At 70.6% G+C, this 23400-nt stretch carries 20 protein-coding genes; 8 read left to right on the top strand and 12 right to left on the bottom strand.

What is annotated here, in order from left to right:
• Positions 1-34: 34 nt before the first annotated feature.
• The 5 genes from EIZ44_RS39035 to EIZ44_RS39015 form a co-directional block, all read right to left on the bottom strand.
• Positions 35-1264: an NAD(P)/FAD-dependent oxidoreductase gene (locus tag EIZ44_RS39035; RefSeq protein ID WP_134734011.1), complete on the bottom strand. Its 1230-nt coding sequence runs from the start codon at positions 1262-1264 to the stop codon at positions 35-37.
• The gene (locus EIZ44_RS39030; RefSeq protein ID WP_037809101.1) at positions 1258-1581 is read right to left on the bottom strand and encodes a 2Fe-2S iron-sulfur cluster-binding protein; all 324 of its coding nucleotides are present in this window, start codon (positions 1579-1581) and stop codon (positions 1258-1260) included. Before EIZ44_RS39030 ends, EIZ44_RS39035 begins: the two co-directional genes overlap by 7 nt.
• 12 nt (positions 1582-1593) lie before the next feature.
• Complete coding sequence (locus EIZ44_RS39025) at positions 1594-2787, bottom strand: cytochrome P450 (protein ID WP_134734010.1); 1194 nt, start codon at positions 2785-2787, stop codon at positions 1594-1596.
• 115 nt (positions 2788-2902) lie between these two features.
• Positions 2903-3529: a TetR/AcrR family transcriptional regulator gene (locus EIZ44_RS39020; RefSeq protein WP_051728655.1), complete on the bottom strand. Its 627-nt coding sequence runs from the start codon at positions 3527-3529 to the stop codon at positions 2903-2905.
• Positions 3530-3603: 74 nt separating this feature from the next.
• Entirely contained in the window at positions 3604-4962 is a 1359-nt protein-coding gene (locus EIZ44_RS39015; protein WP_167754416.1) for an MFS transporter, read from the bottom strand.
• A 215-nt stretch (positions 4963-5177) separates the two neighbouring features.
• Between EIZ44_RS39015 and EIZ44_RS39010 the strand changes: the two genes are divergently transcribed.
• The gene (locus tag EIZ44_RS39010) at positions 5178-5915 is read left to right on the top strand and encodes an SDR family oxidoreductase (RefSeq protein ID WP_037809098.1); all 738 of its coding nucleotides are present in this window, start codon (positions 5178-5180) and stop codon (positions 5913-5915) included.
• Here the strand turns inward: EIZ44_RS39010 and EIZ44_RS39005 are convergent.
• Entirely contained in the window at positions 5912-6649 is a 738-nt protein-coding gene (locus tag EIZ44_RS39005; protein ID WP_134734008.1) for a TetR/AcrR family transcriptional regulator, read from the bottom strand. The two genes, EIZ44_RS39010 and EIZ44_RS39005, sit on opposite strands and share 4 nt — an antisense overlap.
• Before the next feature lie 342 nt (positions 6650-6991).
• On the opposite strand from EIZ44_RS39005, the gene EIZ44_RS39000 reads away from it, so the two are divergent.
• Genes EIZ44_RS39000 through ptsP form a run of 3 tightly spaced genes read left to right on the top strand, consistent with a single transcriptional unit; the run spans position 6992 to position 10290 of the window.
• On the top strand, positions 6992-7864 hold the full coding sequence (locus tag EIZ44_RS39000; RefSeq protein WP_134734007.1) for a ribokinase: 873 nt from the start codon (positions 6992-6994) through the stop codon (positions 7862-7864).
• A gap of 28 nt (positions 7865-7892) precedes the next feature.
• On the top strand, positions 7893-8624 hold the full coding sequence (locus EIZ44_RS38995; protein WP_134734006.1) for a hypothetical protein: 732 nt from the start codon (positions 7893-7895) through the stop codon (positions 8622-8624).
• Positions 8617-10290 carry a phosphoenolpyruvate--protein phosphotransferase gene (ptsP, locus tag EIZ44_RS38990; RefSeq protein WP_134734005.1) on the top strand — a complete coding sequence of 558 codons (1674 nt, stop codon included), beginning with the start codon at positions 8617-8619 and terminating at the stop codon, positions 10288-10290. The genes EIZ44_RS38995 and ptsP overlap by 8 nt, the downstream gene beginning before the upstream one ends.
• 59 nt (positions 10291-10349) lie before the next feature.
• Here ptsP and EIZ44_RS38985 read toward each other — a convergent pair whose 3' ends face one another.
• A complete protein-coding gene (locus EIZ44_RS38985; RefSeq protein ID WP_037809093.1) occupies positions 10350-11012 on the bottom strand; it encodes a DUF1707 SHOCT-like domain-containing protein in 663 nt (220 codons plus the stop codon).
• Positions 11013-11084: 72 nt separating this feature from the next.
• Here EIZ44_RS38985 and EIZ44_RS38980 point away from each other — a divergent pair, with 72 nt between their 5' ends.
• Positions 11085-12134 (top strand): hypothetical protein, encoded by a 1050-nt coding sequence (locus tag EIZ44_RS38980; RefSeq protein WP_167754415.1) that lies wholly within the window; start codon positions 11085-11087, stop codon positions 12132-12134.
• 3 nt (positions 12135-12137) lie between these two features.
• Here EIZ44_RS38980 and EIZ44_RS38975 read toward each other — a convergent pair whose 3' ends face one another.
• From EIZ44_RS38975 to EIZ44_RS38965, 3 genes are read right to left on the bottom strand one after another with little or no spacing between them, the layout of a single operon-like run.
• Positions 12138-12794 carry a response regulator gene (locus EIZ44_RS38975; RefSeq protein ID WP_037809091.1) on the bottom strand — a complete coding sequence of 219 codons (657 nt, stop codon included), beginning with the start codon at positions 12792-12794 and terminating at the stop codon, positions 12138-12140.
• Positions 12791-13927 (bottom strand): MacS family sensor histidine kinase, encoded by a 1137-nt coding sequence (gene macS / locus EIZ44_RS38970; protein ID WP_134664183.1) that lies wholly within the window; start codon positions 13925-13927, stop codon positions 12791-12793. Before macS ends, EIZ44_RS38975 begins: the two co-directional genes overlap by 4 nt.
• Positions 13924-15153, bottom strand: a complete 1230-nt coding sequence (locus tag EIZ44_RS38965; RefSeq protein ID WP_134664185.1) for an AI-2E family transporter — start codon at positions 15151-15153, stop codon at positions 13924-13926. Before EIZ44_RS38965 ends, macS begins: the two co-directional genes overlap by 4 nt.
• Positions 15154-15449: 296 nt before the next feature.
• Here EIZ44_RS38965 and EIZ44_RS38960 point away from each other — a divergent pair, with 296 nt between their 5' ends.
• Entirely contained in the window at positions 15450-16481 is a 1032-nt protein-coding gene (locus EIZ44_RS38960; RefSeq protein WP_134734003.1) for a hypothetical protein, read from the top strand.
• A 194-nt stretch (positions 16482-16675) separates the two neighbouring features.
• Positions 16676-19801, top strand: coding sequence for a beta strand repeat-containing protein (locus EIZ44_RS38955; protein WP_240691537.1), 3126 nt, complete (start codon positions 16676-16678; stop codon positions 19799-19801).
• Positions 19802-19882: 81 nt separating this feature from the next.
• On the opposite strand, the gene EIZ44_RS38950 is transcribed toward EIZ44_RS38955, so the two are convergent.
• Positions 19883-20662, bottom strand: coding sequence for a dioxygenase family protein (locus EIZ44_RS38950; RefSeq protein WP_037809087.1), 780 nt, complete (start codon positions 20660-20662; stop codon positions 19883-19885).
• A 103-nt stretch (positions 20663-20765) separates the two neighbouring features.
• On the opposite strand from EIZ44_RS38950, the gene EIZ44_RS38945 reads away from it, so the two are divergent.
• The gene (locus EIZ44_RS38945; protein ID WP_134734001.1) at positions 20766-21305 is read left to right on the top strand and encodes a YciI family protein; all 540 of its coding nucleotides are present in this window, start codon (positions 20766-20768) and stop codon (positions 21303-21305) included.
• A gap of 23 nt (positions 21306-21328) precedes the next feature.
• On the opposite strand, the gene dnaB is transcribed toward EIZ44_RS38945, so the two are convergent.
• A complete protein-coding gene (gene dnaB / locus EIZ44_RS38940; RefSeq protein WP_037809085.1) occupies positions 21329-22732 on the bottom strand; it encodes a replicative DNA helicase in 1404 nt (467 codons plus the stop codon).
• Positions 22733-23400 lie beyond the last annotated feature (668 nt).

Here is a 23400-nt window from a genome sequence, read left to right as displayed (position 1 = left end):
ACGCCCGGCTCGGGACCTCGTCCCGGGCCGGGCGTCAGCGGAACTTCAGGAAATCGGCGAGCGCGAATCCCGGCCCGACCGCCCGCTGCGAGAGCGAGACGTCGGTGCGCTCGAGGAGTTTGCGGGCCGCGACGTGGTCAGTCGGCCGGTTGACGGATTCGACCGCGACGAGCTGGCCGTGTCGGAAGCAGTAGGTCGAAAACGCACCTTCTCCGGGCGCGGTGACCGCCTCGTCGTAGCCGGTGAGGTCTCCGGCGATCTGCAGCTTGAGCTGGTGCTGGTCACTCCAGAACCACGGCGACGCCGTGTAGGCGGCCGGGGCTCCGCCTATCGTGCGCGCCACCGTTCGAGCTTGGTCCGTGGCGTTCTGCACCGACTCCCGGCGACGCGTGCGCGAGCCGTTCCGCTCCGCGATCCGGGCGCAGTCCCCGATGGCGAAGACGCTGGGGTCGGAGGTACGCAGGTATCGGTCGGTGACGATGCCGTCGTCCACGGCGAGCCCGGCGGACTCGGCGAGTGCTGTCTCCGGAACGGCGCCGACGCCGACCACGACGAGGTCCGCAGTGATTTCCGTGCCGTCGGCGAGCCGGACCCCGATGGCCTGGCCGTCGGGACCGCCGATGATTCGCTGTACTCCGGTACCGGTGCGGACGGTGTTTCCCCAACCGTGGTGCGCTTTCTCCAGTTGCGCCGCCGTGTGCGCGGAGACCGACCGCGACAGAATCCGCTGCGCTGCTTCGACAATCGTCACCGGAGTCCCGCCGGCCGCCGCGACCGCAGCGAACTCCAGACCGATGAAGCCGCCGCCGATGACGACCGGGCGGCGCGCGGTCTCCAGCCGTGCGCGTAACGCGTCGGCGTCCGGCAGGGTCCGCAGCACGAGGACGCCGTCCAGATCATGGCCAGGCACCGGCAGCGGGCGGGCCCGGGCGCCGGTCGCGAGAACGAGCGTGTCGTAGCCGACCGTTTCGCCCGAACGCAGGCGGACGGTCCGGGCCGATCGGTCGATCGCCACGGCGGGCTGGCCGGTCCGCAGCGTGATCTCCCGCCGCTCGTAGTAGGCGGCCGGGCGGAACGCGACGCGGGCGCGGTCGGCCTTGCCCAGCAGATAGGCCTTGGACAGCGGCGGACGCTGATACGGCAGTCCACAGTGGACGTCAAGCAGGGTGACCGGACCGTCGACGCCGGTGTCGCGCAACGAGGTCGCGGCGGCGAATCCGGCGTGTCCGGCACCGATGACGACCGTCCCGCCGCGGGTCAGCACTGGGTCTCCGGAAGGTAGACGGTGAGTCCGTCGAGGGCTGGGTCCGCGACGAGCTGACAGGCCAGCCTGCTCGTCGCGCGGCGTGGTTCCGCGGTGCCGTCGAGCATCTCGTTCTCGAGTTCGGAAACCGCGGGCATCCGGTCCAGGTCGTTGGCACAGACGAAAACGTGACACGTGGCGCAGGTGGCGTTTCCGCCGCACTCGGCGAGGATCTCGTCGATGCCGTTGTCCACGGCCGCTTCCATCACCGACACTCCCTCGCCGACCTCGATCGGGCGGCGATCCCCGCCGGGACGCACGAAAATCACAGTAGGCACGGCATGCTCCGTTCAGGCTGATTCGGGGGTGAAGACGACCGGCAGATGCTCGATCTCCAGGAGTTTTCCGCCCTGGAGCGTCGAATACGCGATGTCGCCGGAGAGCCGGATGTCCGGCAGCCGCGCGAACAACCGGGTCACGACTTCTTTCAGCTCGGCCCGCGCGAGGTGGCGGCCGAGGCAGAGGTGCGCGCCGAAACCGAACGCGACATGCGGGTTCGGTGTGCGGTCGAGCCGGAAAGCCTCGGGATCCGGGAACCGCCTCGGATCGTGGTTCGCGCTGGCGTAGTTGAGAAACAGCCGCGTCCCCTTCGCGACCGGGGTGTCGCCGATGGCGGTGTCGTTCGTCGCTGTCCTGGCGAAGATGTGCAGCGGAGTGGTGAGCCGCAAGCTCTCCTCCACGAGCGCGGACAGTTTCGCGCCGCCTTCCGCCACGACCTCGCGCAGGCCGGGTTCGGTCAGCACGTGGTGCAGCAGGCCCGCCATCGCCGCGGCGGTGGAATGGTGGCCGCCGAGCAGCAAGGTCATCAGGACGCCGATGATGTCGTCGTCGCCGAGTTCGCGGTCGCCGAGCTTCCCCGACGCGAGCCGCGACAGGTAGTCGTCGCGGGGTTCCCGCCGCCGCTGGTCGAGCTGGCCGCGGATGAACGCGTCGAACGCGGATTTGCGCTGGCCGAAGGACGGGGTGCCGATGGACTGGAACGCCGCGATGGCCACCTCGCGCAGCACCCCGCAGTCGGCGGGGGAAAGACCGGCGACCCGGCCGACGACGTGGGCCGGGATCGGCTCGGCGAGCGCGGAGAACAGCTCGGCCGTTCCGGTGCCGGCGAAGGCATCGATGTGCCGGTCGACGACCTCGGCCAGGTCCGGGGCGAGGGCACGGACGGCGGCCGGGGTGAGCGGGGCCTGCATCGCGGCGCGCCAGGCCAGGTGCTCGTCGCCGTCGTAGTCGATCGGGGCGAGCCGGGGCAGCCCGCTCGGCGGGATGAACGCGCCGTCGGCGGAGCTGAAATCCGCGGCGCGGTTCGCGGTGGCACGGACCTCTTCGTAGCGAAGGACGTGCAGGTGGCCGCCGTGCCGCGAGTTGTGCGCCACGGGGCACCGCTCGCGCATTTCGGTGTAGGCGTCCCACACCTGGTCTCGGGTGAGCGACCGGTCGAGGTGGTCGTAGTCGGCCGAGTGGCGGGGGTTCGACGGTTCGGTCATGTGACGCTCCATCGGGAGTTCGGGCTTCGGTGCCGCGGTCCGTCCTTTTATTTACTGAACGGACTGGTAAATAGTTTTGCCCCGGACGACGCCCGATGTCAAGACGCTCGTGGGTTCAGCTGCTGGAACGCGCGCCGTCGAGGACGGCCTTGACCACCGAACGGTCCCAGTCCTCGCCCATCTCGACGCCGGCGAGATAGTCGGCGTAGAACGCGCCGATGATCAGCGAGACGGTGCGTTCGACGTCGGTGCCGGGCCGGAATTCCCCGGTCTCGATCGCGTGCCGCACGATCCCGGCGAAAGCGGCGCGGCGCGGGTGCAGGGTGCTGGCGCGGACGATGTCGAGGAACTCGCCCGACTGGGCCTCCGCGGTCAGGCAGGTCCCGATGATGCTCATCCCGCCGACCTCGGCGTACTGCCTGCGCATCGCGGCGAGGAGGGCGACCAGGTCGTTCTCCGGGTCGCCGGTCGGGGCGGGCAGGTCGCCGATCTGCAGACGGGCGAGTGCGGCGCCGATGAGTTCGGATTTGCTGCGGAACCGCGTGTAGACCGTCACCTTGGAAGTGCCCGCGTCCGAAGCGACCTTTTCCACCGAAGTGCCCTCGACCCCGGCCGAAGCGAGCAGCCGGATCGTCGCGTCGAGAATCGCGGCTTCGATCGCCGGGTCCCTTGGGCGGCCGCGCGAACCGGCACCGCCTGCCGCGCGGCGTTCTTCGGCCCGCTTCGCCACCTCTGCCGCCATTCGCTCGACGTCTTCTTCGGTGACGGTACCAAGCGGGGGCCGGGCCGGGCGTGCCGCCAGACCCGGCCCACCGGCTATTCCGGGGCGGTGGCGGGATTGCCCGCGGGCACTCGGGAATCCGGTTCGACGGCCTGGTTCGCCGCCCGCGCCAGCCGGTTTCCCGCTGTCTCCTTGATGGCCAGCGCGGCGGCGAGACTCAGCGCGCCGCCCAGCATCGCGTAATAAGCCGGTGCGGCCGGATCGCCCGTGGTGACGATCAAACTGGTGGCGACGAGCGGCGCCGCTCCGCCGAAGAGCACCGCGCAGATGTTCCAGCCGAGACCCATGCTCGTGTACCGCGTGCCCACCGCGAACAGTTCCGGCAGGATCGGGAGGCAGGGCGCGAACGTCGCCGCGGTCAGCAGCCCCAGTACGGCCAGCGTCCACCCGAGAGTGGCGGTCCGCCCACTGCCCAGGAGCAGAAAACCCGGGTACGACAAGGCGGTCAGCGCACCCGAGCCCGCGATCAGCACCGGCCGCCTGCCGAACCGGTCGCTGAGCGCCGCGAACAGCGGCATGCCGACGCAGAACGCCGCGATGCCGACGACGTTCGCGAGCAGAGCGGCGGATCGTCCGTAGTGCAGCACCGAAACCAGATAGGTCGGCAGGTAGATCAGGTAGAGGTAGGTGAAGACCGTCAGGCCGGCGAGAATCGCGACGGTGAGGGCGATGGCGCGGAAATCGCGTCGCACGCTCGCGCGCAGCGGAGCGTTTTCGACGCCGCCTTCCCGAGCCGCGGCCACGAACTCCGGGGTGTCGGCAAGCCGGAGCCGGAGGTACACGCCGACCAGGCCGAGGGGCAGGGCCAGCAGGAACGGCACCCGCCAGCCCCAGCTCGCGAGAGCGTCCGGCGAAACGGAACGGCTGACCGCGGCCGAGACCAGCGCGCCGGCCAGCAGCCCGAGCCCGATCGCCACCCCCAGCCACGAGAGCAGGAAGCCGCGGCGCCGCGCCGGCGCGAATTCGGCTACGTAGGAGATCGCGCCGCCGAACTCGCCGCCGACGGATATCCCCTGTACCAGCCGGATCACCGTCAGCAGGATCGGCGCGGCCACCCCGATCTGGCCGTATGCGGGCAAAAACCCGATCAGCGTGGTGGCGGCCGACATCAGCAGGATCACGCCGGAAAGCACCGAACGACGTCCGTAGCGGTCGCCGAGGGGGCCGAAGATCATCGCGCCCAGCGGGCGTACCAGGTAGCTGGTCGCGAAGGCGGCGAAGGTCAGCAGCAACGACGCGGGCGCGGACTTCACCGGGAAGAACAGCGGACCGAAAACCGAAGCGAAGTAGGCGTAGACGACGAAGTCGTAGTACTCGACGAAGGTGCCGATCGAGGCGGCGGTCGCCGCCGTCCGGATTCTGACTGGGGTGGCCTTGGCTGGTCGACTGGTCATCAGTGCCTCTCTCGTCATTGAGATGGGGGCCTCGGGAAGCGAAACGGTAAGCCGCTTGTGACACTCACGTCAAGTTATCGACACTGATGAAACGACCTGGTCACCGGAAGTGCCGATCTTGGCGCGGGCCCGAACCGTCACGACCGAAAGACGCCAGCTTCGCCCGTCGGCTCGCGCTTCGATGGTTGAAAGCGAAACAAACGGAAGGGGCGGACATGAACCTCGACGGCAAAGTGGCGCTGGTGACTGGCGGGAGCCGCGGAATCGGTGCGGCGACGGCACTGCGGCTCGCCGAGGCCGGTGCGGACGTGGTGCTCACCTACGCGGTGAACGCCGAGCAGGCCGCGACCGTGGTCGACCGGATCAAGGCGCTCGGCAGGCGTGCGCTCGCGGTCGGTGCGGACAACGCGGACGCGGCTGCGGTCGAAGCCGCGGTGGAAGCGGCGGTCGCCGAGTTCGGGCGGCTGGACGTGCTGGTCAACAACGCGGGCGTTGGTTTCGTCGGTCCGCTGGAGCAGACCGGGATGGACGACGTCGACCGCGTGCTGGCGGTGAACGTGCGCGGCGTGCTGGCCGCGACCAAGGCGGCGGCCAAGCACCTGCGCGAAGGCGGCCGGGTGATCACGATCGGCAGCTGCGTGACCGATCGCGTGCCCGGGCCAGGGATGGTGCTGTACGCGGTCAGCAAGTCCGCGATGGTCGGGCTGACCAAGGCGCTGGCCCGCGAACTGGCGGCGAACGGCGTGACGGTGAACCTGGTGCACCCGGGGCCGACCGACACCGAAATGAACCCGGCCGACGGCCCGTACGCGGCGGACCAGGCGTCGATGACTGCGGCCGGCCGGTACGGCAATCCGGCGGAAGTCGCGGACGCGGTGGCTTTCCTGGCTTCGCCGGACAGCGCCTACATCACCGCCGCGACCCTGTCGGTCGACGGCGGGCACGCGGCCTAATCGCGGTAGAGGCCGACGTCGCGGGCGAGGTCGGTGAGCATGGCCTCGAACAGGACGTCCGGTTTGGACACCGGGATCGGGTAATTGCCGAACACCTCAAGGGTCACGTGGCCGTAGAGCCGCGCCCAGAAGGTGATCATCAGGTAGGTGAGCCCGAGGTCCAGCTTCTCCGGCGGGATCTCCCGCCCGGACTCCTTGAGCACCGTCAGCAGATCCTGCTGGAACGCGGTGAGGTCGTCGCGGAGTTCGGGCGGGACCACGTCGTTCGGCGGCATGACCAGGTCGTGCTGGGCGAGCACGTGGCCGGCCGCGGCGAGGAAGATCTTGCCGAACGGCTCGTCGAGCCTGCGCAGCGCGCTGCCGGTCGCGGTGCCGGTGGACCCGGTCGGCGACGCGAACACCAGGGTGAATTCCTTGGTGTGGGTCAGCGCCCAGCGGCGGAACCCCTTGCAGATCTGGAACAGCTGCAGCAGGCCCTCGTCCTGCAGTTCCGCGATGTCCTCGGCGATTTCGGCGGCGAGGTCGGTGCAGACGTCGAGACGGAGGCTTTCCAGCAGGTCGTCGCGGGATTCGTAGTAGCGGTAGAGAGCCGGTGCGGTGATCCCCAGCTCCCGGGCGATGGCCCGCAGCGTGACGGCTTCCGGACCCTGGCCTACCAGCAGGTTCCGCGCGGTCCGGCGGATGTCGGATTCGGTAGCCGCTCGCGCGCGACCCCTGCGTGTGGGGCTGCTCATCTGGGCAGTCTAGGTGGTCTGGACACCGATTTCGGCACTTGGCGGGAGAACCGGGGCGCCGCCGACGCCGATCACTCGGGGGGCTACGTGATCGGCGCCGGCGACCCGATGCCCTCTCCGGTGCGCTTCCGGTCGGGGCAACGTCATCGGCTCAAGTCCGGTGACGCTCGAAGAAGAGCGAAGCCCGTCGCAGAAGTGACGCCTGGGGGATACGGATCCCCCGATCGAGTGACGGACAGCCGCTGTTCCGCCTGATTGTCGCACTGAGCGCCAAGAAAGTTACAAACGCTTTCACTTTCGGGCACCGACGGCGGAAAGGAAGGGCCATGGCAGAGTGGCGGCATGAGTGCTGCGGTGCTGGTAGTCGGGTCCGCGAATGCCGATTTGGTGGTCCCGGTCGACCGTCGTCCCGGCGGCGGCGAGACGGTGCTGGGCGGCGACACCGCGTTGTCCCCCGGCGGCAAAGGCGCGAATACCGCGGTCGCGGCGGGAAAACTCGGCGCGGACGTCGCGTTGCTCGGTGCGGTCGGCGACGACCCCTACGGTCGATTGCTGCGGGATTCGTTGTCGAATGCGGGTGTCGATACGCAATTCGTTCGGACTGTCGATCGGCCTACCGGAATCGCTTACATCACCGTGACTCCGGACGGGGAAAACTCAATCCTCGTCTCCCCCGGCGCGAACTCCGCGCTGGAACCCGGCGACATCACCGACGAAGCACTGGACGGCGTACGGGTGCTCGTCGCCTCGTTGGAAGTGCCGCTGCCGACGATCGAACGCGCCGTGGTGCGGGCGCGGGAAAACGGCGTGCGGGTGCTGCTGAACCTCTCGCCGGCGGCCGAGGTGTCGCCGGAAACGCTGGCCGCGCTGGACGTCCTGCTGGTCAACGAGCACGAGGCCGCCTACCTGCTCGGTTCGGAGGACGCTGACCCGCGCAAGCTGCTCGAGCTCGGCCCGAGCGCGGCCGTGGTCACGCTCGGGGCCAAGGGCGCGGCGGTGCTGGAGGGCGACAAGTCGACAACCGTCGAGTCGCCCAAGGTGGAAGCGGTCGACACCACGGGCGCGGGTGACGCATTCGCAGGTGCCCTGGCGGCGGCTCTCGCCGATGGCGCTGACCTGGTCGAAGCTGCCCGCCGGGCGGTGAAAGTCGCTGCGGTGACCGTGACCCGGCATGGCGCCCAGCCGTCGTATCCGACGGCGGCCGAGCTGGAATGAGCCGCGTCCGGGCCGTGTTGCAGGTCACGTGGGCGATTCGTTCGGTTCGGCGTGGTGGCAGGGGTACGCGACCCGGTTGCGGAGGATCGCGGCAGCGCGTGATCCGCTGGCGTTGATGCCGCTCGACCAGACGCTCGCCGCGCTGGGCCGCACCGCGGAAACCTACGAGGGCCTGCGCAAAGTCCCGGTCGACGGCGTAGTGGGCTCCCTCGCGCGCGCCGAGGATTTCGACCGGCTGTTCCGGCCCCGCAACCGTGCGCTGCGGGACCGTTGGCGCGCGATCGCCGACGCGGTCGGGGAGCTTCCGCCGGTGCGGCTCGTGCGGCTGGGCGACATGTACTTCGTGGAGGACGGGCACCATCGGATCGCGCTGGCCAGGGCGCGCGGGGCGGAGGCGGTGCTCGCCGAGGTGCGGTCGGTCTGCACGGTCGCGTTCGCGATGCGCTGCCTGACACTGGCGGACCTGCCGTCGAAGCGGGCCGAACGGATGTTCCTGGAGCGGGTCCCGCTCGCCGACGCCGACCGGACCGACCTGTGGCTGGACGACCCGGCGGACTGGTTCCGGCTCGCGGACTCGGCGGAGGCCTGGGGTTTCCGGCAGACTTTGCGGGGCCGGGTGCTGCGCGATCGCGCGGAACTGGCCCGCGCGTGGTGGCACGAGGAGGTGCGTCCGGTGGTCGAACGGGTGCGAAATCGGGAATCAGTCGCGGCGCCGCGAGAGATCGCGGTCTACGTGAGCTATGGTCTAGACCATGTCTGAGAGTGCTGCCGCTCCGGCCGAGTCCGCTGCCGGTTCCTCGCTGACCGGGGTCGCGGTGAGCCCCGGACGCGCGAGCGGACCCGTCGTCCGGGTCGCCGAGCCGCTCGGGGAACCCGCCAGCACGCCCGCGCCGGACGATCCGGCGGCGGAGGCGGCCCGGATCGAACCCGCCGCGCAGGCGGTCGCCGCGCGGCTCGAAGCGCAGGCCGAGGCCGCGACCGGGGAAGCCGCGACGATCCTCGTCACGACCGCCGCGATGGCCGCCGACCCGGCGCTCGCGTCTCAGGCTCAACAGCTGGTGACGGCGCGGAACCTACCCGCGGCCCGCGCCGTCTACCAGGCCGCCGAAGGATTCGCCGACGCGTTGGCGGCCGCGGGCGGGTACATGGCCGAGCGGGTCCGCGACGTCCGGGACGTGCGCGACCGGCTCGTCGCCGAACTGCTCGGCATCGCCCCGCCCGGGGTGCCTGAACTGACGTCGCCGAGCGTTCTCGTCGCCCGCGACCTCGCCCCCGCCGACACCGCGGGGCTCGACCCGGCGAAGGTGCTCGCGCTGGTCACCGAGGAGGGCGGTCCGACGAGCCACACCGCGATTCTCGCGCGGGCGCTGGGGATTCCGGCGGTCGTCGCGGTGCGCGGGCTGCTGGCTTCCGACGCCAAGGCGCTGTCGGTCGACGGCGACACCGGCGTGATCGAGGCAGTCGACCCGTCCGCGCCGATCGTCACCGCCGCCGCGTCCGGGCCGGCTGAATGGAACGGCGTCGGCGAGTTGTCCGACGGGCACCGGGTGAAGGTGTACGGGAACGTCGGCTCCCCGGCCGACGCGCAGGCCGCCGCGGACGCGGGCGCCGAGGGCGTCGGGTTGTTCCGCACCGAATTCTGCTACCTCGACGCACCGGTCGAGCCGTCCGTCGAAGAGCAGCGAAAAGCTTATGCCGCAGTGCTTTCGCCGTTCCGCGGCAAGCCGGTCATCGTGCGCACGCTGGACGCGGGCGCGGACAAACCGCTCGCGTTCCTGTCCCCGGACGACGAGCCCAACCCGGCGCTCGGCGTGCGCGGCGTGCGGATCGCGTTCGACCGGCCGGAGGTGCTCGACCGGCAGCTCGAAGCCATCGCGGGCGCGGCGGAGGATTCCGGCGCGGAAGTTTCGGTGATGGCCCCGATGGTCGGCACCGTCGAGGAAGCCGCGTGGTTCGCCGAACGCGTGCGCGCCGCCGGGATCGCGCGCGCTGGCGTGATGATCGAGATCCCCGCCGCCGCGCTGCTCGCGCGGGAGATTCTCGGCGTGGTCGATTTCGTGTCCGTCGGCACGAACGACCTGGCCCAGTACACCTTCGCCGCCGACCGCCAGCTCGGCGCGGTGGCGAAGCTGAACGACCCGTGGCAGCCCGGTTTGCTGCGTCTGCTGAAGCTGATCGGCGACGCGGCGGAAGCGACCGGCAAACCGGCGGGCGTCTGCGGCGAGGCGGCGGCCGACCCGCGGCTCGCGCTGGTGCTGGCCGGGCTCGGCCTGACGAGCCTGTCGATGAACGCCCCGGCGGTCCGCGCGGTCGGCGCGAGCCTGGCGACGGTGTCGAGGGATAAGGCCCGCGAGATCGCCTCGGCGGCGCTCGCCACCGCCGATCCGGCCGCGGCGCGCAAGGCCGTCGCGGACGCTCTTTCCTAGTCAGGGGACGCCGGATCCGGGTGAGAGATGGGGTAACCGGATCCGGCGCCGGGCGCTGGTCAGCCGAAGATGCCCCGCCGAGGGTGGCGGATGACCAGCGAGCCTCCGTGGATGCGCCCGGTCAGCACGTAGCGCGGGGTGCCCGCGCGGCCGTTGCTGCCGGTCTTGTCGTCGAGCGAGCCGAACTTGATCTCGGTGATCGAGTTGTAGTCCACCGCCGCGTGCTGCGGGATGATCAGCTCGACCGAACCCCACTTCGAGTCGAGTTCGATCTGCACCACCGGGGTGGCGACGCGGGCCTCGGTGAAGTCGAGTTTGGTGCTGCCGTACTTGTTGCGCACCACCATCGCGGCCGGGACCTGCCACGGGCCGCTGCGCTGCAGTGACGAGTACTTGGCGTTGAGCTCGAGCCGCTGGCCCAGTCCGTAGTTGGGCCCGTAGCCAGGCGGTTCGGGCGTCGGCGCGTACTGCGGAGCCGCGCCGGGGTGCACCAGCCCGGGCAGGTCGGCGAGGACCGCGTTGAGGTCGCCCCGGGTGCGGGCCGCGAGCGCCTGGTCGGTGCGTTCGGTGAACTCGTCGAGGGTGAGCATCCCCTGTCCGATGGCTTTCTGCAGCACGCCCACGACGTGCTCGCGTTCGTCGTCGGACACCCGGATGTCGCGCGCGGTCAACGGCTTGGTCTCGGTCGCGGGCTGCGCGGCGGTCGTCTCTTCCTCGGCCATGGCATCGATGGTAGAACTCGATTTCCGCTGGCAGATCGGGGAAAAACCCTGAACGGACCCGTACTTCGCGCGATGGTCGCCCTTGCCGCGGCCTGCTGTCTGCTGACCTCCTGCACGAGCGAGGCTCCCGCGCCCGCCCCGGTGAGTTCGGCGCGGCCGGCTCCGACCACTCCTCCGCCGACCGGCCTCGACGGGCTCGTCGCCACCGGCGGCATCGGCGTGGAGTTGCTGCTGGCCACGTCGCCGCCGACGGTGTTCGACGCCGATTCGGGTGTGCGCGCAACCCTGCCCGGCGTTCCCGGCGGGCAGCGGACGGTGTCCGTGCTGCGCGTCGGCCACACCCCGGTCGTGCTGACCGCGCCGACCTGCCAGCAGTCCTCCTGCGACCCGGCCGAGGTGTACGTCTACCTGGGACTTTCGGCCCCGCGGTCGCTCGGCAAAGCGGTGAGTGCGGCTCCTGGCGCGGACGGCACGAGCGTGTGGCTGATCCGCGAGGACGGTCCGGACCTCTGCCGGTTGGAGCACGTCGCGCTCACCGGTACCTCGTTCGGCCGGGGCACCGTGGCGTCGTGCCACACGCTCGTCCGGGTGGAGACCTCGCACGGGTTGCTGATCACCGTCGGCAGCGGCACCGCCGAAACCGTCGACGTCCTGATCGACCCGGCCACCGGGCGGACCGTGCAGCAGTCGCCGCGCATTCTCGCCGCCGCCGGTGATCGGCTCGTCCTCGGCGGGCTGACCGACCTGACCGTGCTCGATTTGCGCAGCGGAGCGCGGAAACCGGTGGCCCTGCCGGTGCCCGCGCCCAACCCGTACGTCCTGCCGAGCCGGGACGGCGATGTCGCGGCGGTCGATTTCGGCACCCCGTCGTTCCCCGGAACCGGTACGCAGACCCGGGATCTGTGGCTGCTGAACCTGCGCGACGGCAGCTGGCAGCAGGCTCCCTCGATGCCGTATTCGACGGAGAACCTGAAGCATTCCGGTCTGGATTGGACGGAAGCCGGCGACCTGGTCATCGACGACGGCGCGGTCGCGGCGTGGCATCCGGGCGAGCCAGCCTGGCGGCTGGGGAAGGCGAAACTCGCCGCGGCGCAGCAGGCCGCCGGGGTCGCGACCTCCTGAGAATCAGTCCTCGTCGAGGCCGTGCTCGATCGCGTAGCGCGCCAGCTCGACCCGGTTGTGCAGCTGGAGCTTCCGCAACGTCGACTGCACGTGGTTTTCCACCGTCCGGTGCGACAGCACCAGCCGCTCCGCGATCTGCCGCGCGGTCAGTCCTTTCGCGACCAGCCGGAGCACGTCGGTCTCCCGGTCGGTGAGCCGCGGCGGCTCCGGCGCGCCGTCCGGGACGTCGGCCATCCGCCGGTACTCGCCGAGCACCAGTCCGGCCAGTCCGGCGGTGAACACCGGGTCGCCGTCGGCCGTGCGGCGCACCGCGTCCACCAGTTCCGCCGCGGACGCCGATTTCACCAGGTAACCCGACGCGCCCGCCTTCACCGCTTCCAGCACGTCGTTGTGTTCGCCGCTGGCCGAGAGCACCAGGACCCGCGTGTCCGGCGCCGCCGCGGTGATCTCGCGGGTCGCTTCGACGCCGGACGTGCCGCCGAGGTTCAGGTCCATCAGCACCACGTCCGGCCGCACCGCGCGCGCGATCCGGATCGCCGCCGGGGCGTCCGGCGCGGTCGCGGCCACCTCGAACCCGTTCTCGCTGAGGTCGCGGGCCACGCCGTCGCGCCACATCGGGTGGTCGTCGACCACCATCACGGAGATCGTCCGTTCCGTCATCGCCCGTCCCTCATCGTGGTTGGCACCCGCACTTCCCACTCCGTGCCGCGGCCGGGAGCGCTGTCCAGCACCGCGGTCCCGCCGAGGTCGTCCACCCGGCCGCGAATCGACTTCACCACCCCGAGCCTGCCCTCGGCCGCCGCCTGTTCGAGCCTGCCGCCCGCGATCCCCGGGCCGTCGTCGCGGACGCTCACCACGACCTCGTCGCCGAGGTCTTCGAGCAGGACCCAGGCGTGCGCGTCCGGACCAGCGTGTTTCTCCACGTTGGCCAGTGCTTCGCGGGTGATCGCGACGAGTTCCTCGGTGACGTGCGCGGGCAGGTCCACGGTTCCGGCCGGCGTCGAGACCTGCACCGACGTGGTCGACAGCAGTTGCAACGCCGAACGGAGGTCCACGGTGTCGCCGGACCGCGTCGGCTCGGTGCTCACCAACGCGCGCAACGCGACCTCTTGCTCGCCCGCGAGCCTTGCCAACTCCGCTGCTTCACCGCCTGCTTCGAGACCGCGACGCCGTACGCGCGCGAGTACCTGAAGCACGCTGTCGTGAATCGAGCGCGCGAGCCGTTCGCGCTCGGCTGTCGCTGCTTCGGTGCGAAGTGCGCGCGCGAGCGCTTCGGCGGAGCTACGCGCGAGCGTCGCCGCCATGCCGACAAGGAGACCGCTCGCGCACAACAGCACTCCGTCACGGATGACGTCGATGTCGACGTTCGCGCGCGCGACACCAGTGCTTACTGCCACGACGAGGCCCGCCGATACGCCAAAGCGCGCGCCGAAACGCGTTGCCACCGCGATCGGTGCTACTGCCGCCCAGACCGTGGTGATCAACGGCGTGGTCGCGTTGTCGAACTGCGCCTCCGACAGGATCCACGGCGACGTGAGCAGGAGCGCTGTGGTGAGGACGAGGTCGAAGATCACCAGCCAGCGGCGCCGTCCGTTCTCGCGCACGTACGCCAGACTCGACACGACCGACCACACGGCCATCACTCCGATGACGACCCATCCCAGCCACGGCCGCTGGAAGCCGTTGTGGTGCGCGATCGCCACTGCCAGCGCGAACAACCACGTGACGACGCGCAGCACCACGACACCGCGCCACAGCGGTGCCGCCGGATCTCGGGAAGGTCGAACAGTCACTTCTTGTCTTCTGTGCTTTCTGTGTCTTTGCCGGAGCCGGACTCCTTGTCGTCCGCGCCCTCTTCCGGATCGTCGTTCGGGTTGGCGGCTTGGCTGTGCAGCGCGTCGACGGTCGCCGGATCCGGATCGTGTTCGTGCAGCAGGGACCGGACCCCGGCGTTGAGCACGGCCAGCAGCGGCACCGCGAGCAGCGCGCCCGCGATCCCCGCGGCGACCAGGCCGATGGCGATCGCCAGCACCACCGCGAGCGGGTGCAGCCGCACCGCGCGGCCGAGCAGCAACGGCTGCAGCACATGGCTTTCCAGCTGCATCACGCCGACCACGATGGCCAGCACGACCACCGCGCCGATGACGCCCTTCGACACGAGCGCGATCAGCACCGCGACGCCGCCGGTGATCAGCGCGCCGATGATCGGGATGAACGCGCCGAGGAACACCAGCGTCGCCAGCGGGATCACCAGCGGCACGCCGACGATCCACAGCCCGATGCCGATGCCGACCGCGTCGACCACGGCCACCGCGGCGGTCGCGCGGATGTAGCTGACGAGCGACGCGAAGCCGCGCCGCCCCGCCACGTCCACGCGATTGCGCACCCGCGTCGGCACGCCGCGCACCAGGAACGACCAGATGCCGTCGCCGCCGGCGAGGAAGAAGATCGTGACGAAGAGCGTCAGCACGAAGCCGGTGAGGATCTCGCCGACGGTGCCCGCGGTGGTCAGCGCGGTGGTGGTGATCGAGGCCTGGTTGTTCTGCAGGAAGCCGATGGCCTGGTTGATGAAGTCCTGGATCTGCTCCTGGCGCAGGTGCAGCGGACCGTTGATGAGCCAGTCCTTGATCTGGTTGAGGCTCGTGGTCAGTTGCTGCTGCAGTTCCGGGAGGCCGCTGGAGAACTGGGTGATCACGAAGGTCAGCAGCCCGCCGAGCACCGCGAGCCCGGCCACGAGCACGATCGCCGTGGCCAGTCCGCGCGGGAAGCGGATCTGCACGAGCCGCGACACCGCGGGGGCGAGCAGCGCCGAAAGCAGCAGCGCGATCGACACCGGCACCACGACCGAGGCGAGGTAGCCCAGCAGCCACACCACGGCGTACAGGGCGGCGACGACCACGATGAACCGCCACGACAGGGCGGCGGATACGCGCAGTCCGCGCGGGATGAAGCCGGTGACGTCGGCGACTGGTTCGGAAAGGGACGGTTGTTCGCGTTGTCCGCGCCCTGGCTGGCTCACGGGGTCAACCGTATCGGCCCCGTCGACCGAAACCGGGCGGATCGCCCGGTGCGGGGCGCGAATCACCGTTTCGCCGGGCCGCGCGAACCGACTCCGGAGTAACCGGCCGTCTTCTCCGGGGATGACCCATCGTGAGACCCGGCCACACTCTGTGTTGTTCACACGATGGTGGCATCAAGCCGTGTCAAGGATGCGCGGCGACCCCTAAATTTGGTTGTCTCGGTTTTGCACCACCGCGGAACTGTGTCGTTCCCGGCAAAAACCGAAATCATTTTTTACCCGAGGAGAAATCACCTGTGACGGACGACGCTGTGCACGAGAGGCGGGGCGCGACGCGCTTCGGCCGTCTCGCGTCGCGTGCGTTGTTCGTCGTCGGCGGCGCGCTCGCGGCCACCGCGGCCGCGTGGACCGTCTCCTCTTCCGCCGCTTCGGCGGACCCGGTCGACGCGAGCGTCACGCCGGTCACCGACGCGACGGCCGCCGGAATCGGCGACGTCACCGACGGCGCGGCCCGGTTCGCGGGCGACGTCACCGGTGCGGTGCAAGGGCTTTCGTCGTGCGGCCAGGGAGCCACCACGTGGTCTGAACCAGGCACGTCGCGGCCCACCTGCTCGCTCGGCCAGCTCGGCGGCGCGCACCGCGACGACCTCGCCGGAGGCCAGCAGGCCGCCGGAAAGGTCAGCGACGCGGTGAGCGACCTCGGCCAGCACGCGGTCGTCAAGCCGGTGGAGCGCACGCTCGGCTCGCTCGAGCACATCGCGCGCAAGCCGGAGGACGCCCGCCAGGTGATCGCCGAGGCGACCACCCCGCCGCCCGCCGCGCAGGATTTCGGCCGGAAGCTGTGGGATCTGCTCGACCCGAGCGCTCCCTCGAACCTGGTCGACCTGCCGAAACTGCCGACCGCGCCCGCTCCCGAATCCGAGCAGACGCCGGCGCCCGGCATTCCCGAGCAGCCCGCCGAGGCGGAGCAAAACCTCGGCGCGGCCGCGATGACCACGTCTGACGCGTTGCAGTCGGTCTTCCCGGCGATGGACGTCCAGTCCGTCGATCCGGTGCAGGGCGCCGAACTGCCGCAGCGCCACCACGGCGACCGCGACCTGCCCGGCGCCCCGTTCTCCCCGGCGCAGCTTCCCGCCGCGCCGCTTTCCATCCCGAACTCCCCGGCCGGTGGCAGCACCGCGCCCGGTGGACACCTCGACGGTTTGAACTTCGGCGTTCCCTCCTGGGTCGTCGCCGCCGTCGACAACGCCGTGGCGGGTTCGACCCGCACCGGCCTCGCGCACACGCCGCGCACCCCGGGCGAGCAGCCCGGCGTCACTCCTGACTGATCCACTTCACCCGCGGGGTCGTTGACGCACCCACGCGCACATCTTCGTGTGCCGTCACCGTCATCGACACATCTCCCGCGGGTTTTTCGCGCGCTGCGCAATTTCCGCGCACGCATTCCCGGTGCATTCCCTCACGAAACAGGGCGCACCTCCACAAACCCGCAAGGGACCCCGATATGAAGGAGAAAAATCCCATGCAGACCTGGGCAAAGCGCGGACTCCAGACCGCGTTGGTCACGGGTGGGTTGCTGATGCTGGGCACCGGCATCGCCTCGGCCGACGAGAACGTCAACCCGGACACCCCGGCCTCCCCGCTTGATCTCAACGTCACCGTCCCGATCGACGAGGCCAACAACGCGATCGGCACCCCGCTCGGGCAGGTCGACCTCCCGGCGCACCACAACGAGATCAGCACCAAGCCCGTCACCTCCGCCGTCAAGGGAGCGCTCGCCTCGGCGAAGACGCCCGGCGGCTCCGCGGGCAGCCTGACCGACAGCCTCCCGAAGGCGGACGCGCCCCGTCAGCTCACGCCGACCCACGACGCGTTCAAGGGCAACAAGGTCAACGGCGACGTCGTCGTCCCGATCCAGATCGTCGACAACGCGGTCGGTGTCATCGGCGACGCCCACGTGCAGGGCGGCGACCACGACCAGACCTACAGCCACAACCAGGACGTCGCGACCGACGGCAAGCACTCCGGCATCGCGGGCAACGTCGTGGCGCTCGACTACGCGCTCCCGGTGCAGATCGCGGGCAACGGCGTCGGCCTTGCCGGCGGCAGCGGCGCGGTCCACGGCGGTTCGGCGCACCAGAGCACCAGCGAGACCGGCAACATCGACACCACCGGCGAGGGCTCGGGCCTGTCCGGCAACGTCGTCGGCGGCCAGTTCGCGACCCCGGTCCAGGTGACCGGCAACGCCGCGTCCTGGATCCTCGGCAACGCCTACAGCGGCGGCTACAACGCCGACACCACCGCCACCTCCGGCGGTTCGATGAAGTCCAACGGCAAGGGCGCCGCGGGCAGCGGCAACGTGGTCGGCGCTCCGATCGCGCTGCCGGTCAAGTTCAACGGCAACGCCGGCGGCGTGTGGGGCTCGGACGCGGACTCCACCTCGAGCTCCTCGGCTGACGCGAAGGCGGGCGACACCCGTCCGGGCAGCCTGAAGGGCATCCCGACCTACATCGAGACCGACGGCGACCAGTCGTTCCTGTCCGGCAACGCCGCCGCCGCGCAGGCCAGCCCGGTCGCGAACGTCGCGTCCGTCGCCGGCTCGTGGATCGGCAACGCCACCACCGGCGTGGCCGGCCGCCAGGCGTCCTCCTCCACCCACGAGACCACCGCCACCTCCGGCGGCTTCGTGAAGACGAACGGCAACGACGCCGCCGGCTCGGCCAACGTGGTCGACCCGGCAGTGGCGCTTCCGGTCGAGGCGTGCGGCGTGGGCGGCACCTACATCGGCCGCGCGGTCGCGAACTGCGACAACACCACCACCGCGACCTCCGGCGACGGCAGCTACACGACCGGCAACGGCTCGACGCTGACCGGCAACATCATCAACAGCCAGATCGCGGGCGCCCCCGAGGTGCACGGCATCGGCGGCAGCCACATCGGCAACGCCTCGGGCACCTCGACCGAGACCAAGACCGTCACCGCGGGCAACTACGACGGCACCCAGGGCAACGACTCGTCCGGCTCGGGCAACATCGTGCAGGTCCCGGTGGCCGCGCCGGCCGAGGTGTTCGGCGTGGGCGGCTCGTTCATCGGGCAGGGCTCGGGCGACGGCTCCGAGACCAAGGTCGTGAAGGCGGGCGGCGGCGGCAACACCGCTGACGACAACGGCTTCCTCAGCTCGAACCTCGGCACCGTCCCGGTGTCGACCCCAGTGCAGCTGTTCGGCATCGGCGGTTCGTTCGTCGGCCAAGGCCACGGCAAGGCCAGCAACGACACCACCTCCACCGCGGGCCAGGACGTGCACGCGACCGGTGCGGGCGGCGCGGGCGCGGGCAACCTCGTCGAGGCCCCGGTCTCGCTGCCGGTGCAGGGCCACGGCGTCGGCGGTTCGGTGGCCGGCATCGGCACCGGCATGTCGGACAACCTGACCGACTCGACCGCGGGCGGCGACGCCACGGCCGACGGCAAGGACGGCGCGCTCGCCGGCAACATCGTCAAGGCTCCGGTCGCCGGTGCGGGCACGATCTTCGGCGACGGGCTCGCCGGAGGCGCGATCGGCCACGGCACCGCCACCAACGACATCACCTCGACCGCGGGCGGCGACGCCACCACCAACGGTGACGGTGGCGCGGTCGCGGGCGACATCGTCGGCGCGGACGCCGCTCCGGTGGCGCAGGTCTTCGGCGACGCGGTTTCCGCGGCGGGCGTGTCCTCGGGCGACGCCATGAACAACACCGTCGTGACCGACGCGGGCGAGGACACCACCTCGGGTACCGAAGGCTCGATCTCGGGCGACATCCTCGACCTCCCGGTCCCGGCTGTGGCGCAGGTCTTCGGCGACGCGGTCGCGGTGGGCGGCGTGGCGCACGCGGTCGGCGACAACGTCACCACCGTGACCGACGGCAGCGACGCCACCCACACCGACGGCACCGGCTCGGCGCTGTCCGGCTTCGACTACTACCACCCGCTGGGTGCGCTGGTGCAGATCTTCGGCGTGCCGCTGGAGGTCGTCGGCGTGGCCACCGCCGAGGCTCCCAACTCGACGACGGTCGACCCCGAGCCGGCCATCGACGTGCCGTTCGGCGGCGAGATGGGTGCTGACCAGCTCCCCGCGCTGCCGGCCGTGCCGGGTCTGCCGGGCGGTTCCTCGGCCGCGCCGTCGCTGCCGTCGGCTCCGGCGCTGCCGGGCCTGTCGGGTCTGCCCACCGCCACCACGCTCCCCGCCCCGGCGCTGCCGGGTGCCGAGCGCGCCGACGTGCCGCAGGTCAGCGGCCTGTCCGCGCTGGGTCAGCTGAACCAGCTGAAGGGTGCTTCGGCGCTGCCGCAGGTCTCCGGGCTGCAGAACGGCATCCACCTGCCGTCGGCCCCGGCCGTTCCGGCTCTGCCCGGCGTTCCGGCCCTGCCGGGTGCCGCCGCGCAGCGTGCGGACGTTCCGGCCCTGCCCGCTCAGCTGCCGGTGAAGACGTCGCTGCCGACGCTGAACCAGCTGCCGGCCGTCGCCGCGCTGCCCGCCGTGCCGGGTGCGCCGACGACCCTGCCGACCACGATGCCGACCGCTCCGGCCGTGCCGGCGATCGGTGACGCGACCGGTCCGCTGGGTGCGTTCCAGAAGCTGGCCGCGAAGGTGACCAGCATCTTCAAGAAGTGAATCGCTTCGCCTGAAGCGAGCCGGGGATAACCTGGGCGGGCCCGGAAGCCACGTGCTTCCGGGCCCGTTTTTTGTGCTGGGTCAGGAGAATTCGAGCGACCGCTTCGCCAGTCCGTGCCAGAAACCGTCGATCACCGTGCGGCCCTCGCCTTCTGCCGAGCTGGCGCCGAGCGAGACGAACAGCGGCGCGAAGTGCTCGATCCGCGGGTGCGCCATCGCGGCGGCGGGGGCCTTGTGCTGGAAGTCGAGCAACGCGTCGAGGTCGCGGGCGCGCAGCATCTCGTCGCCCCAGTGGTCGAATTCCGCGGACCATCCCGGCGGGGTTCCGTCGCTGCCGTCGACCTCCCGCATCGCGCGGAGGTTGTGGGTGAAGAATCCGCTGCCGATGATCAGCACGCCCTCGTCGCGCAGCGGCGCGAGTTTGCGGCCGAGGTCGTAGAGCGCCTGAGGATCGAGCGAGGGCATGGAGATCTGCAGCACCGGGACGTCGGCTTCGGGGAACATCTCCACGAGCGGGACGTACGCACCGTGGTCGAGGCCGCGGTCCGGGGCGTCGTGCACCGGGGTCGCGGTCGAATGCAGCAGCTTGCGCACCCGCGCGGCAAGCTCCGGCGCACCCGGCGCGGCGTATTTGACCTGGTAGTAGTGCTCGGGGAAGCCCCAGAAGTCGTAGACGAGCGGGACCGTCGTGGTCGCCCCGAGCGTCAGCGGCGCCTCCTCCCAATGCGCCGAAACGACCAGGATCGCGCGAGGTTTCGCCAGGTCAGCGGACCATTCCGCGAGCTGCCGGGTCCACGTCGCGTCGTCGGCGAGCGGCGGCGCACCGTGGCTCAGGTACAGGACCGGGGTGCGGGTCGCCATGACTGCCTCCAAGTGTTTGAAACTTCAACTACTACGGTACGCCTGGTTCGCGGACTTGGCGAATTCGTCCTCGGCGGCCGCCTCCGTGCGCCAGACTCGACCGGTGAAGTTCTTCTGCTACCACCGGGACCGCCCAGGCTCCGCCGCGTTGCGCGCCGAGCTGGTCGAAGCGCATTGGTCCTATATGGACGGTTTCGTCGCCGAACTGATCGCCCGCGGCCCGACCCTGGACGGCGAAGTGCCGACCGGCAGCGTGCATATCGTCGATCTCCCCGACGCCGCCGCGGTCCGCGAATTCGCTTTCGCGGAACCGAATTACCAGGCCGGTGCCTATCGGGACGTCCTGATCCGCCGCTGGGACAACGCCCTTGGCCGCACGATGTGGGAATTCCCCGGCGATCCGGAGGTGGCGAACCTGTATTTGGTGCTGGGTTTGGGATCCGGCCCCGCCGTCGACCTCGAACCGCCCACCACGGAGTCCCTGATCGCCTACGGCCCCCTGTGGTCCGACGACGGAACCGCCTGGCTCGGCACGGCAGCCCTGGTGCAAGCCACCGATGCCGCCACGGCCCGCGCACTCCTCACCGCGGAGCATTACGCCGCGATCGAGGTACACGACTGGGCTCCCGGCGGCCGCTCCTGAACGACCGGCAGGCCCGGCTCGGGTCAGTCGTGGGCCAGGTCGGCGAACCGGCTGTAGTGCAGCTGGTGCGCGACCACGATCGTGCTCGTCGGACCGGCACGGTGCTTCGCCAGGATCAGGTCGGCCTCGCCGGCGCGCGGGTCGTCGCGTTCCCAGGCGTCCGGACGGTTGATCAGGATGACGATGTCCGCGTCCTGCTCCAGTGAGCCGGATTCACGCAGGTCCGACAGCATCGGCTTCTTGTCGGTGCGCTGTTCCGGACCACGGTTCAGCTGGGAGATCGCGATCACCGGCACCTCGATCTCCTTCGCCAGCAGCTTGAGCTGACGGGAGAATTCCGAGACTTCCTGCTGCCGCGATTCGACGCGCTTGCCGGAGGTCATCAGCTGCAGATAGTCGACGACCACGAGCTTGAGGTCGTGCCGCTGCTTGAGCCGGCGGGCCTTCGCGCGGATCTCCATCATCGTCATGTTCGGCGAGTCGTCGACGAACAGCGGGGCTTCCGACACCTCGCTCATCCGCCGGGCCAGCCGCGTCCAGTCGTCGTCGGACATCTTGCCGCCGCGCATGTCGGCGAGGCGGATTTTCGCCTCGGCCGACAGCATGCGCATCACGATCTCGGTCCGGCTCATTTCCAGGGAGAAGATGACGCTGGTCAGGCCGTGTTTGATGGAGGCGGAGCGGACGAAGTCCAGGCCGAGAGTCGACTTGCCGACACCGGGACGGGCCGCGACGATGATCATCTGGCCGGGGTGCAGGCCATTGGTCAGCTCGTCGAAGTCGGCGAATCCGGTCGGGATGCCCTGGGACTGGCCGCCGCGCGAGGCGATCGCGTCGATCTCGTCCATGGTCGGCTGGAGCAGGTCCTCCAGCGCGACGTAGTCCTCGCTCGTGCGGCGTTCGGTGACGTCGTAGATCGCGGCCTGCGCGCGGTCGACGACCTCGTCGATGTTCGCGCCGTCCGCCGCGGCCGCGCCGTAGCCGTACTGCACGATGCGCGTGCCCGCCTCCACGAGACGGCGCAGCACCGCCTTCTCGGACACGATCTCGGCGTAGTAGCCCGCGTTGGCCGCGGTGGGCACGGTCGCGATGAGGGTGTGCAGGTACGGCGCGCCGCCGACGCGGCCGAGTTCGCCGCGCCGCTCGAGTTCGGCCGCCACGGTGATCGGGTCGGCCGGTTCGCCGCGGCCGTAGAGGTCGAGGATGCAGTCGTAGACGGCTTGGTGCGCGGGCCGGTAGAAGTCGCCGGGTCCGAGCGCCTCGATGACGTCGGCGACCGCGTCCTTCGACAGCAGCATGCCGCCGAGCACCGACTGCTCCGCCGCGATGTCCTGCGGCGGCTGGCGGTCGAACCCGCCGGGGCCGGGGTCGCTCGGACCCGGATCGGACTCCGCGTACGCCGGACCGCGGTCATCGGTCACCGCCACTGCCCGGACACCTCCCCTCGCCCAGCCGTCGTACCGGCCGTCCCCGTCGTCTCGCGTGCGCCTGTCCTGTGCCGAACCGCACCCGCCCGCTGCCGCCCGTGACGGTCAGCCCAGGCGAACACCTGTTCGAGTATGCCGGAATCGGCCCGGCTTTCCCACCCGCCCGTCCGGCCCCCTTCGATGATGGACCGGACGGTTCCCCGCACCGGTGACCGCCACGCGGAGCCACCGGGAGTACCGGGCGCGAACGCACGCTAGATCCCCCGGAAGGACGAGCGCAATTCCGGTTGTTGACCGTGCTGTGGACAACCTGTGGATGACTGGGGGCAACGAATCACAGGTACCCGCGAGCCTGTGGACAAAGTGGGGACAGTGCAGATCGGCTTCACTGAACCCGCAGGTCAAGGCCTGTGCAGAGACTGTGGAGAACTTCCCGAAAACTCGTCCGGCGTGTCGTGCCGAACTGGTTCTTCGGCGTGTCGCCCCCGCGTTGGTCCACCGCCCTGTGGATGGTTGCTACGCACGGTAGATCACTGCCTCGATAGGCTGAACGAAGGAGAATTCCCCACGCGGCCCAGCCGATGGCTGCGCACAGTGAGCGATCCGGCAAAAGTGCAGGTTAACCGCGTGCAAACGCGAAACCGGGTGAGGTTCACCGGCCGGACACC

The sequence above is a fragment of the Amycolatopsis nivea genome, assembly GCF_004522235.1.
Classification (GTDB): domain Bacteria; phylum Actinomycetota; class Actinomycetes; order Mycobacteriales; family Pseudonocardiaceae; genus Amycolatopsis; species Amycolatopsis nivea.
This window is presented reverse-complemented; position numbering and strand designations above follow the sequence as displayed.

What these genes read in the sequence shown, in the direction of transcription:
- EIZ44_RS39025 (WP_134734010.1), bottom strand. Translation starts at nt 2,787, where the DNA reads ATGACCGAACCGTCGAACCCCCGCCACTCGGCCGACTACGACCACCTC.
- EIZ44_RS39020 (WP_051728655.1), bottom strand. Translation starts at nt 3,529, where the DNA reads ATGGCGGCAGAGGTGGCGAAGCGGGCCGAAGAACGCCGCGCGGCAGGC.
- EIZ44_RS39015 (WP_167754416.1), bottom strand. Translation starts at nt 4,962, where the DNA reads ATGACCAGTCGACCAGCCAAGGCCACCCCAGTCAGAATCCGGACGGCG.
- EIZ44_RS39010 (WP_037809098.1), top strand. Translation starts at nt 5,178, where the DNA reads ATGAACCTCGACGGCAAAGTGGCGCTGGTGACTGGCGGGAGCCGCGGA.
- EIZ44_RS39005 (WP_134734008.1), bottom strand. Translation starts at nt 6,649, where the DNA reads ATGAGCAGCCCCACACGCAGGGGTCGCGCGCGAGCGGCTACCGAATCC.
- EIZ44_RS39000 (WP_134734007.1), top strand. Translation starts at nt 6,992, where the DNA reads ATGAGTGCTGCGGTGCTGGTAGTCGGGTCCGCGAATGCCGATTTGGTG.
- ptsP (WP_134734005.1), top strand. Translation starts at nt 8,617, where the DNA reads ATGTCTGAGAGTGCTGCCGCTCCGGCCGAGTCCGCTGCCGGTTCCTCG.
- EIZ44_RS38985 (WP_037809093.1), bottom strand. Translation starts at nt 11,012, where the DNA reads ATGGCCGAGGAAGAGACGACCGCCGCGCAGCCCGCGACCGAGACCAAG.
- EIZ44_RS38980 (WP_167754415.1), top strand. Translation starts at nt 11,085, where the DNA reads ATGGTCGCCCTTGCCGCGGCCTGCTGTCTGCTGACCTCCTGCACGAGC.
- EIZ44_RS38975 (WP_037809091.1), bottom strand. Translation starts at nt 12,794, where the DNA reads ATGACGGAACGGACGATCTCCGTGATGGTGGTCGACGACCACCCGATG.
- EIZ44_RS38955 (WP_240691537.1), top strand. Translation starts at nt 16,676, where the DNA reads ATGCAGACCTGGGCAAAGCGCGGACTCCAGACCGCGTTGGTCACGGGT.
- EIZ44_RS38950 (WP_037809087.1), bottom strand. Translation starts at nt 20,662, where the DNA reads ATGGCGACCCGCACCCCGGTCCTGTACCTGAGCCACGGTGCGCCGCCG.